This window comes from Leifsonia sp. McL0607 (assembly GCF_049993355.1).
Taxonomy (GTDB): domain Bacteria; phylum Actinomycetota; class Actinomycetes; order Actinomycetales; family Microbacteriaceae; genus Leifsonia.
The window spans coordinates 2,479,577-2,493,141 of record NZ_CP188253.1 but is presented as its reverse complement, the minus strand read 5'-3'; the positions used below and the strand labels follow the sequence as shown (position 1 = coordinate 2,493,141).

At 68.9% G+C, this 13,565-nt stretch carries 13 protein-coding genes; 2 read left to right on the top strand and 11 right to left on the bottom strand.

The annotated features are described in order from the left end of the window. Positions 1–41 precede the first annotated feature (41 nt). Positions 42–752 (bottom strand): YoaK family protein, encoded by a 711-nt coding sequence (locus tag ACPPVW_RS11950; protein ID WP_426623344.1) that lies wholly within the window; start codon positions 750–752, stop codon positions 42–44. Between the two features lie 107 nt (positions 753–859). Between ACPPVW_RS11950 and ACPPVW_RS11945 the strand changes: the two genes are divergently transcribed. Beyond that, on the top strand, positions 860–2,671 hold the full coding sequence (locus ACPPVW_RS11945) for a gamma-glutamyltransferase family protein (protein ID WP_426623343.1): 1,812 nt from the start codon (positions 860–862) through the stop codon (positions 2,669–2,671). Positions 2,672–3,038: 367 nt separating this feature from the next. Here ACPPVW_RS11945 and ACPPVW_RS11940 read toward each other — a convergent pair whose 3' ends face one another. The 10 genes from ACPPVW_RS11940 to ACPPVW_RS11895 form a co-directional block, all read right to left on the bottom strand. After that, positions 3,039–3,221 (bottom strand): hypothetical protein, encoded by a 183-nt coding sequence (locus ACPPVW_RS11940; RefSeq protein WP_426623342.1) that lies wholly within the window; start codon positions 3,219–3,221, stop codon positions 3,039–3,041. 191 nt (positions 3,222–3,412) lie between these two features. Then, positions 3,413–4,840, bottom strand: coding sequence for an amidase (locus ACPPVW_RS11935; RefSeq protein ID WP_426623341.1), 1,428 nt, complete (start codon positions 4,838–4,840; stop codon positions 3,413–3,415). 62 nt (positions 4,841–4,902) lie between these two features. Further along, positions 4,903–5,514 carry a hypothetical protein gene (locus ACPPVW_RS11930; RefSeq protein ID WP_426623340.1) on the bottom strand — a complete coding sequence of 204 codons (612 nt, stop codon included), beginning with the start codon at positions 5,512–5,514 and terminating at the stop codon, positions 4,903–4,905. A gap of 30 nt (positions 5,515–5,544) precedes the next feature. Next, on the bottom strand, positions 5,545–6,822 hold the full coding sequence (locus ACPPVW_RS11925; RefSeq protein WP_426623339.1) for an IS256 family transposase: 1,278 nt from the start codon (positions 6,820–6,822) through the stop codon (positions 5,545–5,547). Between the two features lie 440 nt (positions 6,823–7,262). Beyond that, a complete protein-coding gene (locus ACPPVW_RS11920; RefSeq protein ID WP_426623338.1) occupies positions 7,263–7,487 on the bottom strand; it encodes a hypothetical protein in 225 nt (74 codons plus the stop codon). A 1-nt stretch (position 7,488) separates the two neighbouring features. After that, positions 7,489–8,037 (bottom strand): DUF2781 domain-containing protein, encoded by a 549-nt coding sequence (locus ACPPVW_RS11915; RefSeq protein ID WP_426623337.1) that lies wholly within the window; start codon positions 8,035–8,037, stop codon positions 7,489–7,491. A 27-nt stretch (positions 8,038–8,064) separates the two neighbouring features. Beyond that, complete coding sequence (locus ACPPVW_RS11910) at positions 8,065–8,643, bottom strand: N-acetyltransferase family protein (RefSeq protein ID WP_426623336.1); 579 nt, start codon at positions 8,641–8,643, stop codon at positions 8,065–8,067. Between the two features lie 46 nt (positions 8,644–8,689). Continuing rightward, a complete protein-coding gene (locus ACPPVW_RS11905) occupies positions 8,690–10,792 on the bottom strand; it encodes an acyltransferase family protein (protein WP_426623335.1) in 2,103 nt (700 codons plus the stop codon). Between the two features lie 46 nt (positions 10,793–10,838). After that, entirely contained in the window at positions 10,839–11,528 is a 690-nt protein-coding gene (locus tag ACPPVW_RS11900; RefSeq protein WP_426623334.1) for a uracil-DNA glycosylase, read from the bottom strand. 5 nt (positions 11,529–11,533) lie between these two features. Further along, positions 11,534–12,055, bottom strand: a complete 522-nt coding sequence (locus tag ACPPVW_RS11895; RefSeq protein ID WP_426623333.1) for a phosphoribosyltransferase — start codon at positions 12,053–12,055, stop codon at positions 11,534–11,536. 42 nt (positions 12,056–12,097) lie between these two features. On the opposite strand from ACPPVW_RS11895, the gene ACPPVW_RS11890 reads away from it, so the two are divergent. Continuing rightward, complete coding sequence (locus ACPPVW_RS11890) at positions 12,098–13,558, top strand: MFS transporter (RefSeq protein WP_426623332.1); 1,461 nt, start codon at positions 12,098–12,100, stop codon at positions 13,556–13,558. Positions 13,559–13,565: the final 7 nt, after the last annotated feature.

The following is a 13,565-nucleotide window of genomic DNA, read 5'->3' as shown; positions in this document are numbered from 1 at the left end:
GCCGGCCGACCTGATGCTCGGCGGGGCCGGCATCCGGGCCGTCAGGCCTCCGCCGGAGCCGCCTCCGCCCGCGCCCGGTGGCCGGTGTGGCCGAGCGACGCGACCACGATCGTGATCGCCGCCGAGACCAGCACGCCCAGCGAGACGTGCACAAGCAGCGCGAGCGCACCGGCCGCCGCTCCCGTCGAGATGAGCACGACGGCGAGCGCACGGCGCACCCACAACGACCCCGTGCCGCCGGCGAGCCTGCTGTCGGCGGCGAGGCCGGTGAGGGTGGAGGTCACGACCACGGTGGTCACGTCGGTGACCTTGACCCGGCGAGCGAGTGCCGCCTGCATCCCCATGGCGAAGCCGAGCGCCGACGTGGCGACGGTGCCGATCAGCTCGGGGTCGAGCTGGAGGGCGAACGCGAGCACCGCGGCGATCGCGGTGAGCAGCCCGGCGATGAGCCAGAGCGTCCCCGTCACCCGGCCCGACCAGCCGTCGCCGCGGCGCACGAGTCGGGCGCTCACCACCGCACCGGCCAGGAAGAAGCCGAGCGCGAGCAGCGGACGCAGGATCGGGAGGTTCGTCGTGCCGGTCAGCGCCATGCCGAGAAGCACCACGTTGCCGGTCATGTTGCCGGTGAAGACGCGGTCGAGGCCGAGGTAGCCGACGGCGTCGACGACGCCGGTGGAGAAGGTGAGTGCGAGCATGAGGGCCAGGTGCAGCCGATCGACGTCGGCGCGGCCCAGACGGTGAGTGACGGACACGGAGGACCACCCTATTCGCTGACGCCCGATTCGCCGATGCCGGACTGCAGCGCCCGGCCCGCGGCGCCCTACCCGCGGCGCCCGGCCTGCGGTGCAGACTGGACCCCATGACGTTCACTCCGCCTCCTACCGTGACCACCCGCCCGACGTTGACCGGCACGTTCGGGATGTCGGCCTCCACGCACTGGCTCGCGACGGCGAGTGCGCAGGCGGTGCTCGAGCGCGGCGGCAACGCGTTCGACGCGGCGGTCGCGTGCGCCTTCGTGCTGCATGTCGTCGAGCCCCATCTGAACGGTCCGGGCGGCGACCTGGTCGCGCTGTTCGCGACCGCGGACGACCCGACGCCGGTCGTCCTCGCGGGGCAGGGTCCCGCACCCGCGGGCGCCACGCGGGAGCACTACCTCGCCGAGGGCCTGGAACTGGTGCCGGGCGCCGGAGCACTGGCAGCCGCCGTCCCCGGCGCGGTGGACGCGTGGCTGCTGCTGCTGAAGGATCACGGCACCTGGGAGCTCGCCGACGTGTTCGCGTTCGCCATCGGCTACGCCGAGGACGGCCATCCCGTCCTGGAGCGGGTCTGCGCGACCATCCGCACCGTCGCAGACCTGTTCGCCGAGCATTGGCCGTCGTCGGCCGCGCACTGGATGCCGGGCGGACGAGTCCCCGAGCCGGGCGAGCTCATCCGCAACCCGGCGTACGCGCGGGTGCTCCGTGGGCTGATCGCCGCCGGCGACAGCGCGTCGACCCGCGAGGAGCGCGTGGAGGCGGCGCGAACCGAGTGGGCCACCGGCCTCGTCGCGCGCGAGGCGGCGGCGTTCGCGGCCGTCCGGCACCGGCACTCCCCGGGCGCCGATCACGCCGGCGTGATCGCAGAGGCCGACTTCGCCGCCTTCCGTGCGACCTACGAGCCCGCGACGACGCTGGAGTTCCGTGGGCACACCATCGCGAAGACCGGGGCGTGGGGTCAAGGTCCCGCGCTGCTGGAGACGCTGGCCATCCTCGACGGCTTCGATGACGACCGCCTCGACCCGTCGTCCGAGCTGGGCGCGCACACGATCCTGGAGGCGCAGAAGCTCGCGTACGCCGATCGCGACGCGTACTTCGGCGACGCCGGTCTCGCCGACGAACCGGTGCCGGTGGAGGAGCTGCTGGCGCCGGAGTACATCGCCGAGCGCCGTGCGCTGATCGGCGAGCGTGCCTCAGCGGAGTTCCGGCCGGGTCGGGTTCCCGGCGTCGAGCCGTTCCTCCCTCCGCTGCGCACCGAGTACACCCCGCCGACGTCGGCCGCGATCGCCGGCATCGGCGAGCCGACCGTCTCCCGCACCGGCGAGACGCGGGGCGACACCTGTCACCTGGACGTCGTCGACCGCTGGGGCAACATCGTGTCGGCCACCCCGTCGGGCGGCTGGCTGCAATCGTCCCCGACCATCCCCGCGCTCGGGTTCTGCCTCGGCACCCGTCTGCAGATGACGTGGCTGGAGGAGGGATCGCCATCGACCCTCCGACCCGGGAAGCGACCACGCACCACACTCACGCCGACCCTCGTGCTGCGCGACGGCGTGCCGGTGACGGCCCTCGGCTCGCCGGGCGGCGACCAGCAGGACCAGTGGCAGCTGCTCTACCTGCTCCGGACCCTCGTCGGCGACTACACCCCGCAACAGGCGATCGATGCTCCGGCCCTGCACACGACCTCGCTGGCCGATTCGTTCTGGCCGCGCACCTGGGTTCCGGGCGGCGCGGTGGTGGAGGCTCGGCTCGGAGACCACGTGATCGCCGGGCTGGAGGCGCGCGGCCACGTGGTGACGCGCGTCGGCGGCTGGACGCTCGGCCGGCTCTCGTCCGTGGGTCGCGAACCGCGGACCGGCCTGCTGTCGGCGGCGGCGAATCCACGTGGGATGCAGGGGTATGCGGCCGGGCGCTGACCTCGTCCCGACTGACCACGGCCCACCGACGCGGCCGAGTACTCCGCTACGCAGCGTCGGCGGAGGCCGCGGCCTCCCGGACCGCCGCCACCGTCCGAGCGGCTTCGGCGGCGTCCGTGAGCCAGTTGCTCACCGAGAATCGCAGCACCGCCCGCGGTCTGCGGGAGGCCGAGGAGGTCGAGCAGCCAGTCCCCCGCCAGCTCCTCCGCCGCGATCACGCCGGGTGTCACCGCGCGCAGCGAGGTGTTCTGATCCCAGGCCGACACGAGCCAGTCGGCTCCGAGCGCCACGGGCTGAGCCCCGCCGATAACCCAGCCGTGGAACCGCGGCGACTGCATGCGCATCAGGCCGGGCGAGACGGCCGCGTTCAACCACCGGAGGACCTCCACCGGCGCCGGGCCGCGCTCCGGGAGGCGCCGACCCAGCGCATCCACGACCCTCTCGACGTCGACCCGCCGGGGAATTGCGCCGTCGGCACTCCGTCGAGCCATTCTCCGGCGAGCGCGGTGACCTCGCCGAGCACCGGACGGAACGCCTCCCGATCGTCCACAGGCGCATGCTAGCGCTCGACCGGGGCACTGCGAAACCCCTTCCTCTTATTCGAACGTTAGATTTCACATGCCCAGACTTCACCTGTGTCGATTTCCGGTCGGAACGAAACACCACTGCGGCACCTGCGGTGCACACGGCCTCCCTTCCTTTCGCCGTCTGAGGCGATACCCGACAGACTCCGAGGTGACGTCACCAGACCGGCGGGCGACGCGCCTCCCAGTGGAGGCGGCGCTCCAGTTGGGCGGCCAGCGAGAGCAGCGTCCGTTCGCCGCCGGGCCTCCCGATCAGCTGCACGCCCATCGGCAGGCGCCCCTCGGCCTGCAGCACGGGAAGCACGATGCCCGGGAGTCCGGTCACGTTCAGCATCGACGTGAACGGCGTGTAGAGCACCTGCTGCTCGAAGTTGCGCTCGCCATCCTCCCGGTCGTACCAGCCGATCGGACGCGGTGTGAGGGCGAGAGCCGGCGTCAGGACGGCGTCGAACGACGCGAGCTGCCGGATGAACGAGCGCTCGTAGGCGGTCAGGGCGCTGAGCGCCTCGCTCAACTCGCGCGCGCCCAGAGACCTGCCGCGCTGCACGAGCCAGGCCGTCAGCGGCTCCAGGAGGTCGAGTGTCTCGCCCTCGGCGGGGATGCGCGCCGCACCCGCCTGCCAGATCGTCCGGAAGGCGGGCGCATAGGTCGGATCGGGCTCGAGCGCGGTCTCCTCGACACCGTGGCCCATCCAGGCGAAGGCGTCCACCGCCGCGTCCAGAGCGGCCCGCGCCTCCGGCGCGATCACGATGTCGTACGCGTCGTCCCAGGCGGACGTCGTCATGACGCCGAGCTGGAAACGCCCCTCCCCGCGCACGGCGGTGCCGAGGAACGGCCCGTCGTCGTCGTAGGGCGCGCGCAACGTGTAGTGGTGGTCGATACGTCCGCCCACCCGCGCGATCATTCCGTCCAGGAGCAGGGCGGCGTCTGCGGTCGTGCGCGCGAGCGGGCCGGCGACGACGAGGCCGGCGAGCGAGTCGATACCGCTTCCGGCCGGCACCAGTCCTCGTGACGGCTTGAGCCCGACGAGGCCGCACGCGGCAGCCGGGATCCGCACGGAGCCGCCGCCGTCGGAGCCCGGCGCGAACGGCAGCATCCCGCTCGCGACCGCGACCGCGGCGCCACCGCTGGAACCTCCGGACCCGAGCTCCGGGTCCCAGGGGTTGCGGGCAGGGGGCGCCACGAGCGACTCGGTATAGGCGGGGAGGCCGAACTCCGGCGCGTTCGTCTTGCCCAGGCTCACCGCTCCCGCCGCGTCCAGGGTCTCGACGATCTCGTCGGAGGCATCGGGCACGAAACCGGCCATCACTCGCGACCCGAAGCCGGCGGGAACGCCCGCGCGCAGCCAGAGGTCCTTGTCGCCGGAGGGGAGCCCCCAGAGCGGCGCCGACCTGGGCACCCAGGCGGCGACTTCGTCGGCGCGGGTGAGCGCCTGCTCGCCGGTCACGGTGACGAACGCGCCGAGCTGCGGGTTGAGCCGCTCGATGCGGTCGAGGTAGTGGGAGGCCACTTCCCGGGGCGAGACACGTCCCGCCTGCAGTTCCTGCCACAACGCGAGCGCGCTCATCTCATGCAGTTCCACCATGCCCCAACGCTAGGCCGACATTCACGGCGAATGTCGCCTCTGACGCCGGCCGTAGCGACGGCTTATAGGCCAAAAAGAGTGGATGGGTTGGGTGTGTCAGTGTCGGCCGGCCCAGCCTGATCGGGTCCAGAGGCCTTCTTCAGGGTTGAGGCCGGTGTCGTAGAGGGCTGGCCCGTCCGGTTCCGGGTCAGGGCTGGTTGTGGGGTGCTGGCGTGGTGGTGTGCTTGGTCGAGGGGGACCTCGTGGAGGAGCAGGAACCATTCGACGGCTCGGCGGCGGTGCTCGATGGGCATGCCGCGGTGGTGCCGGAGCAGGTGCCGGATTTGCGAGTTCAGGCCTTCCAGTCGTGAGGTGACGCGGGGGTTGCCGTGTTTGAGGTTGGTGAAGATGTGCCCGGCTTGCGCGGCTCGGTGCAGGATTCCCCAGGCGCGGCGGAGTTTGAGGTGCGTGAACCCGAATCGGCCGTTGTCGTAGAGGCTGCGTTCCCGGGTCAGGTGCCCGTAACTCTGCCACCAGGCCTCCAGGTCCAACCGCCAGTTGATTGCGGCATCGATGTCGTGGATGTCGGTGAGGTTCAGAGCGAGCTGCCGCAGCGCCCGACCGGCTTTGAGTCGGGGGCTGCGGGTCAGCTCCCGGGTGACGTTCAGTTGCAGATGGAAGATGGAGCTTGTCAAGTTGTGTGTGTAAGTGGGCGGTGCCTCGGGTTAGAGGTAGCGGTTGATGCGCTCGGGATAGACGAGTGAGAGTTGCTCGAGGGCTTTCATCCAGTTTGTGACGGTCTGTCCTTCGACCGGGCGTGCCTCGGCTTTGCGTTTCGCGCCGCGGGCGAGACCGCGCTCGCTCGCCCGGTCGCGTGCCCGTTTGTCCTCGATGTTGCAGATCGCGAGCCAGAGTAGCTTGACCGCTGCTTGGTCGTTCGGGAAGCGCCCGCGGTTCTTGATGATCTTCCGTAGCTGGAAGTTTAACGACTCGATCGCGTTGGTCGTGTAGATCACCCGCCGCAGCTCCGGAGGGAACGCGAGGAACGGCGTGAACCGCTCCCACGCGGCCTCGAACACCTGCGCTGACCTGGGGTTCGCCTGCCCCAGCGGCGACGCGCTGAACGCGTCCAGCGCCGCCTGCGCAGCGTCGGCGGTCGGCGCCTGGTAGATCGGCTTGAGCGCCGCGGCGACGGCCTTCCGCTGCCCGTAGGCGACGAACCGCATCGCGTTGCGGATCAGGTGCACCACGCAGGTCTGGACCATCGATTCTGGCCAGGTCGCCTCGATCGCTTCGGGGAACCCGGTGAGTCCGTCGACGCAGACGATGAGCACGTCGCGGACGCCGCGGTTGGCAAGCTCGGCGCAGACGGACGCCCAGAACTTCGCGCCCTCCGTCTGCTGGACCCAGATGCCCAGAACGTGCTTGATACCGTCCACACCGACGCCGACGGCGATATGCGCGGCCTTGTTCCTGACGTGCCCGCCATCGCGGACTTTGATCACGAGTGCGTCCAGGTAGATCACTGGGTAGAACGCCTCCAGCGGCCGCGACTGCCACGCCAGGACCTCCTCGGCGATCTCCTCGGTGATGTTCGAGATCGTCTCGTGGCTGAGGTCAACGCCCAGCGTGGAGACGAGATGATGCTCGATATCGCGGACGGTCATCCCGCCGGCGTAGAGCGAGACGATCATCTCATCCAACTGCGAGAGCCGCCGGCTTCCGGTCGGGACCAGCCGAGGCGTGAACGTCCCGTTCCGGTCCCGCGGGATACGCAACTCGACCTCTCCAGCGGTGGTTCCGACCGTCTTAGAGAACACCCCGTTCCGCGAGTTCGCGTGCAACGCAGCCTCAGGATCACCCTCCTCATACCCGACATGCTCCGTCAGCTCAGCCTGCAATCCGCGCTCCAAACCCGTCTTGATCAGCTGCTGAATGAACCCGCCATCCCCATCAAGCTGGACCTCGCCCGCGTCGATCTTCGCGAACAGATCATCCAACATCCCAGACGCGATCAGACGCTGCGCGCCCTCCGCCTGAACCTTACGCCGCTCTTCACGCGACGCCCTATCGATAGCCAACAGTGTGCTTCCTTTCGCAAGGAGACCCACCCCTTACACACACCATTTGACACGCTCCGACGTGGACGTGGCCGGAAGCTCTGCTCCCGGCCACGATTTGTGCCATCGGCCTCACTCGGCCGACCCGCCACGCGGGCCGTCCGACGATGTCGTCGACTTCAGCCTAGGTCGGCGCGGGAGTCGACGATCGGATCCGCAGGAGACTCATAGGAGACTCAGGACAAGTTCGCGATGACCTCACGCGCGAGCTGTTCGAGCACGGCGGGCGAGGCCGATCGGCGGAGGCGGTGGCCTCCTCGAGCTCAGCGGGCGTCACCCCGCTCCTGAGCTGAGAGCCGGACGGCTCGGTCAGGGCCGGCCGCTCAGCCGACGAACGCCGCCAGAGCGTCGTCGATCGTCCGCGCAGGCTGGACCCATGCGAAGATCGCGCCGATGCCCTCCGGCACGTAGTCGCCGTCGGTCGTGAGTGTGATCGTGCCGAGCGGCCGACCGCGGTCCGGCACGGCGTCGTCGTCTTCGTAGGAGTGGTCGTAGACGGAGAACACGTCGCCGTCCTCGTAGACGGACAGGTCTTCCAGCAGCGGCATCTCAGAACCTCCTAGTGAACGGCATCGGTTTGCGCATCCGGATGAGCAGCAGCAACGGCACCAGAACGTACGGCCCGTTGTAGAGCAGGAACACAACCGGGTTCGGCGTGCGTTCCCCCACCGGCCCGAAGAACTCCACGCCGAAGATCGGGATGGCCGTCAAGCTGATGATCATCGTCGCGTAGATCACAGAGAACAACTGAATCCAGTTGAAGCCCTTTACCAGGCAGACGATGAGCAGGACATAGAACGGCAGATAGATGAAGGCGCTCGTGCCGGTGATGAACCGCAGCCACAGCGGCTCGTGCATGTAGAGCGGGTCGTACTGCGACGAGTACGTGTAGTTCCACTGGGCGAGCATGTTGGTCGTCGTGGCCGTCTGCGGGATGCCGAGGGCCGGGATGGCGTCGCTGATGATGCAGGTCAGGCTGAACAGCGAGAACATCACCACGAAGACGATGTCGAACGGGCGCTTGCGAAGCGGGAGGTTCGCGGGCGCCACGTGCGCGGCGGAGGCGACCTGGCCGGTGTCGGGGGTGGCGGTGGTCACGCACCACACCCTAGTGGCGACTCGGCCTCACTTGAGGGATTTCTGCATCAGTACCGTACCGAGCCAGCGCTCGAACTTGTAGCCGACCCGTCCCATGCGGCCGATCTCGGTGAAGCCGAAGTTCTCGTGCATCTTGATGGAGGCCTCCGCCCCCTTGTCGGCGATGACCGCGATCATCTCCTTGAGCCCGGCGGCCTTCGATCGGTCGATGAGCTCCTGCATGAGCACAGGGCCGAGGCCCTTGCCCGTGGAGGCCGCGCCCAGATAGATCGAGTTCTCGACGGTGAACCGGTAGGCGCGCTTCTGCTTCCACGGCGTCACCAGGGCGTATCCGAGGATCTGCCCGCTGGACGACTCGGCGACGATGAACGGCATGCCGAGCTTGCGGAGGTACGCGAACTTGTCCTTCCACTCCTTCAGCGTCATCGTATCCTCGTCGAAGGTGACGGTGCTGTTGGCGACGTAGTGGTTGTAGATCTCGCGCACGTCCGGGAGGTCTTCGGGGCGCGCCTCACGGAGGCTGTACTCGAACGGCGGCTCCTCGGGCTCCGGCTTGCGCAGATGCCGCGGGAGCACCCGGCGCGCCTCGTATTCCTCTTCCAGCACCGTTCAAGACTACGTCGCGCGTTTCGTCCGGGTTACGGTTCGACCGTCACGGACTCCGACTCGCCTGGATCCGGATGGCAGTATCGAGGCGGGACCCGATGATCGGTGTCAGAGATTCGATCATCGATGCGGTGAGGTGGCCACGATCCCAATACGCGACGGTTCCCCCCACGGCCGCGTAGCAGCGCCCCTGGTCGCAGATGTAGTCGGTCACATCGATGACCGGGAGACCACGCTCCCTGGCGACCGAGACGAACGGGTCGAGCTCGGGGAAGACCTCGCTTCGGGGGACGCTGCAGGCCACGGGATCCAGCGGGTTGAGCGAAAGACACTCCGGTGCCGAGTATCCTCTCGCGATGCCTGGCATGTCGCGGATGACGACGACATCCTTCCCCCTCCGTTCCATCGCATCCATCGCGGCAGACACCGAGCCCACCGTGACTGCGCCGCCTTCGGGATCGCCTCTGACGACATACGACGCGGTCGCGTTGGTCGGAATCACGACCCGGACCGCGTCGTCGTGCTCGAGCTCATCCATGGTCTTCTCCGACGACCGTGCACACCGCTGCCACGTCGCGGACGTACGTGCCGTGTCGGCTGACACCTGGTTGGGGAACTTCAACGCCGCAACTCCGAACAGGGGACAGCTCCCGTCGGCGAAGAGACGCACAGTGAAGCCTCGGGGCACAGCCCACGCCGCCACTGCAGTGACCATGATCTGGGAGTGGGAGTCGCCGACCACCGCGATCACGTCGCGGCCGGTGCCGTAGTCGCAGGACGCGGACGAGCCGGACGGCGGCGCGTGGGTCACCGCCGGATCGCACACTCTGATCCTGTCAGCGTACGCGAACGAGCCGTCGATCGTCGGAGCCGGCCCGAACGGTTCGGCGCAGTCGTTGGCGATGGCCTGCGCCCCCCAACATCCGGAGTCCCGGAGTTGGCTCACCAGCTTCTGGCTCGCCTCGGCCGCCGGGGCGATCACGAAGACGTTCGCTCCGACGGCCATGACGATGGCGGTCGCTGCCCCGATCACTGGCAGCAGGAACGTGCGCAGCAGCCGAGGATTCCCGCGAGACGCACGGAAACGATCCTCGACGAGGTACTTTGTCGCCGCCGCAAGCGCGAGCGAGATCAGGAGGACGATGAGTTTGACGGTGTTGTCCACCCTCTCTCCGAACGGGAGCATGACCACCGGCGCGATGAGGATGAGGGGCCAATGCCAGAGGTAGAGCGAGTACGAGATGTCGCCGATGTACCGGACGGGCCTCACTCTCGCGGCGCCGCCGACGGACCAGAAAGTTCGCGGGCTGCCTCCGATGAGCACGAGGATCGCGCCGACGACCGGCAGGAGCGCGGCGTATCCAGGGAAGGGCGTGAACATGTCGAACCTGAACACCGCGAAAGCGATGAGGACGACCCCGAGGAGTCCGCTGACGATGCGGACCTTCACGTACCGCTCCGCGAGCATCCCCTGCCGAAGCCCCGGGATGACAGCGAGAAGGCCACCGGCGCAGAACTCCCATACCCGCGTCGCTGTCGAGAAGTAGGCGACGCTCGGGGTCGGGCCGAAGGACTGCCAGATCGATAGAGCCAGCGACGCGAGACCGATCACCGTCATCGCCACGAGCACCTTCTTCAGAGAGGCGCGAGACCACCACCACCCCAGGAGCAGGAGGATGGGCCAAAGGATGTAGAACTGCTCCTCGACGGACAGAGACCAGAAATGTTGAACGGTCGTGGCCGAAGCGCCGGCACGGAAGTAGTCCACAGAGTCTGCGACCAGTACCCAGTTCTGCACGTAGAGGGCGCTCGCCACGATCTGGCGAAGGCCCTCCGTCCGGCCAGAGACTGGCACGAAGGTCATCGTCAGCACGAAGCACACGATGAGCACGAGGAATGCCGCGGGAAGCAGCCGGCGAATCCGGCGTCCCCAGAACCGTGCCAGCCGGATCCTTCCAGTCCCCTGCAACTCGCGCAGCAAGTGCGACGTGATGAGGAATCCGCTCACGACGAAGAAGACATCGACGCCGACATACCCACCGGTCACTCCGCCTGGCCAGAAATGGTTGCACACGACCGCCATCACAGCGATGGCGCGCAAGAGCTGGATTTCAGGCCTTACGACCGACTTCGGTTGCGGCGTGGTCATCCGGCGATGATACATTGCAGTATCAGAGGCATGATGCCAGCTCAAGTCAATCTAGAGACCATTCGACCGGCTTTTCACCCGCCTGCTTCAGCATCGCGTTCGTCCGCGAGAACGGTCGCGACCCGAAGAACCCCCGGGAGGCCGACAACGGGCTCGGGTGCGGCGACTCGATCACCGGGTTGCCGTCCAGCATCGGCTTGAGCGTGGAGGCGTCCCTCCCCCACAGGATGCTCACGAACGGGCGTCCGCGCGCCACGAGCGCGCGGATGGCGTGCTCGGTGATCGGCTCCCAGCCGACACCGCGGTGGGAGGCCGGAGCGCCCGGCCGCACGGTCAGCACCCTGTTGAGCAGCATCACGCCGTTGCTCGACCACGCGCTCAGGTCGCCGTGCTGCGGCGGCACGACGCCGAGATCGTCGCGCAGTTCGCGGTAGATGTTCTGGAGGCTGCGCGGGATCGGTCGCACGTGGCGCTCCACCGCGAAGGAGAGGCCGATCGGGTGCCCGGGCGTCGGGTACGGGTCCTGCCCGACGATGAGCACCCGCACATCGGAGAGCGGCGCCCGGAACGCCCGGAGCACGTTGTCCCCGGACGGCAGATACGGCCTCCCGGCCGCGACCTCCGCGCGAAGGAAGTCGCCCATCGCGGCGATCCGGCCGGAGACAGGGGCGAGCGCCTCTGCCCACCCCGGATCCATCGAGCCGTCGGCGGCGAGCTCCGCGAGCGACTTCGCCACGGCGGTCAGTGCGTGGCCGCGGTGACGGGCGGGAGTGCCGACCAGGGAAATGTGATCCAGCGGTCGGTGCGGCGCCAGACGAAGTCGGGCTCGAGCACGGCGCGGGGCTTGGAATAAAGGCACACGGTGCGCACCTCGGCACCGGACGCCGCGACCAGGTCGACCACCAGCGCGAGAGTGCGCCCGGAGTCGGACACGTCGTCGACGAGCAGCACCTTCTTGGCATCGAGGGCGGCGGAGTCGAGCATCGGCGGCAGCACCACCGGCTCGGGGAGTCGGGAGTCGACGCCGGTGGAGAACTCCACGTTGAGCGCGCCGCACGCCTTGATGCCGAGGGCGTACGAGATGGCGCCGGCGAGCAGCAGCCCGCCACGCGCGATGGCCACGACCAGATCGGGCTCGAAGCCGGACTCGACGACCTCTCCGGCGAGATGACGGGACGCCTCGCCGAACTCGAGCCAGCCCAGGACCTCCCGTTCGGTCTCCGCGAGAACGTCTGTACGTGAATCGTCGAATTCGCTGGCCACGCCTCTACCGTACAAGGGCGCGACAGGTGTTAGCATCCGCGCATGACATCGGAGAAGATGGTCGCCCAGCGTCGGGCGTCCACCGCGATCGGCGCGACGGCCGCGCTCATCGGCTGGCTCGCGCTGGTCGAGCTGACCAGCGGCATCCTGCAAGGCTACTACGTGCCGCTGATCTCCGACATCGTCAAGCACCTGGGCATCCACGACGCCGACTACAACTGGTTCGAAGCGGCCCAGCTGCTGGTCTCGGCGCTGGTCGTCCCGGTGCTCGCCAAGCTCGGCGACATGGTCGGCCACAAGCGCATCCTGCTGATCGCGACGGTGCTCACCGCGCTCGCCAGCTGGGCGCTCGCGTTCTCCCACGACTTCCCGACGTACCTCCTCGCGTTCGCGCTGCAGGGCTTCTACGTGGTGTGGCTGCCCTTGGAGATCGCGCTGATCTTCGATCGCGGCCGGCGCGCCGGCACGGCCGCCTCGCGTACCCGTCGCGCGGCCGGCCTGCTGGTGGTGGCGCTGGAGGTCGGGGCCATCGTCGGTGCGATCGGGGCCGGCCTGCTCTTCGAGGCGTTGGGGCAGAACGTCGCGCTCACGCTCATGGTGCCCGCCGCAGCGGTCACCCTCGTGTTCTTCGCGATCCTGTTCGGCGTGCCCGAGTCCGACCCGGTGCGCGGCCGCACCCTCGACGGAGTCGGCTTCCAGCTGCTGACGCTGGCGCTGCTGCTCATCACGTCCGGCCTGACCTTCCTTCGCATCGACGGGGTGGGCACCTGGTGGGTGTGGGCGCTCATCGTGCTCGGGGTGCTCGCGTTCGTGCCGTTCGGGCGCTGGGAGCTCACGCAGAAGGATCCCGCCATCGACCTCCGCGTGATGCGCCGGCCGAACATGTGGCCGGTGCAGCTCACGGCCGGTCTCATCGGGATCAGTCTGCTGGGAGCGCAGGCGCCGCTCAGCACCTACGCCGGGACGGATCCCGTGAACGGGTACGGCCTGGGCCTCAGCGCCGGCCAGCGCAGCATCCTGATCGGCGCGTACCTCATCTCGATGATCGTCGGTGCTGTGCTGTTCCCGCTGGTGTCGTCGTGGCTGACCCCGCGCGTGACGCTGATCGCCGCAGCGTTCCTGGTCGCGATCGGCTACCTGATGTTCCTGCCCTTCCACCTTCAGGCGTGGCAGGTGTTCGTGAACATGGCGATCGCCGGCATCGGCTCCGGCGCGCTCGTGGGCGCTTTGCCGGCCGCGGCAGCCGCCGCGGCGCCGCGCGGCCAGACGGGGGTCGCCACGGCCATGACGAATACGACCAAGACGATCGGCGGCTCGTTCGCCTCCGCCGTCTTCGGGGTGGTGCTGCTCACCGGCGCCGCCACCGTCACCGCTACCGCGGCGAGCCTGTTCGGCTACATGCTGGTCTGGACCATCTGCGGCCTCGGCGCGCTCGTGGCCGCAGTGCTGCTCTTCTTCGTGCCGCGCCTGGCATTCGCCGACGCGGAGGCGCCGACCGTCTGAGAGGACG

What these genes read in the sequence shown, in the direction of transcription:
- ACPPVW_RS11925 (WP_426623339.1), bottom strand. Translation starts at nt 6,822, where the DNA reads ATGTTGGATGATCTGTTCGCGAAGATCGACGCGGGCGAGGTCCAGCTT.
- ACPPVW_RS11890 (WP_426623332.1), top strand. Translation starts at nt 12,098, where the DNA reads ATGACATCGGAGAAGATGGTCGCCCAGCGTCGGGCGTCCACCGCGATC.
- ACPPVW_RS11920 (WP_426623338.1), bottom strand. Translation starts at nt 7,487, where the DNA reads ATGCCGCTGCTGGAAGACCTGTCCGTCTACGAGGACGGCGACGTGTTC.
- ACPPVW_RS11905 (WP_426623335.1), bottom strand. Translation starts at nt 10,792, where the DNA reads ATGACCACGCCGCAACCGAAGTCGGTCGTAAGGCCTGAAATCCAGCTC.
- ACPPVW_RS11945 (WP_426623343.1), top strand. Translation starts at nt 860, where the DNA reads ATGACGTTCACTCCGCCTCCTACCGTGACCACCCGCCCGACGTTGACC.
- ACPPVW_RS11935 (WP_426623341.1), bottom strand. Translation starts at nt 4,840, where the DNA reads ATGGTGGAACTGCATGAGATGAGCGCGCTCGCGTTGTGGCAGGAACTG.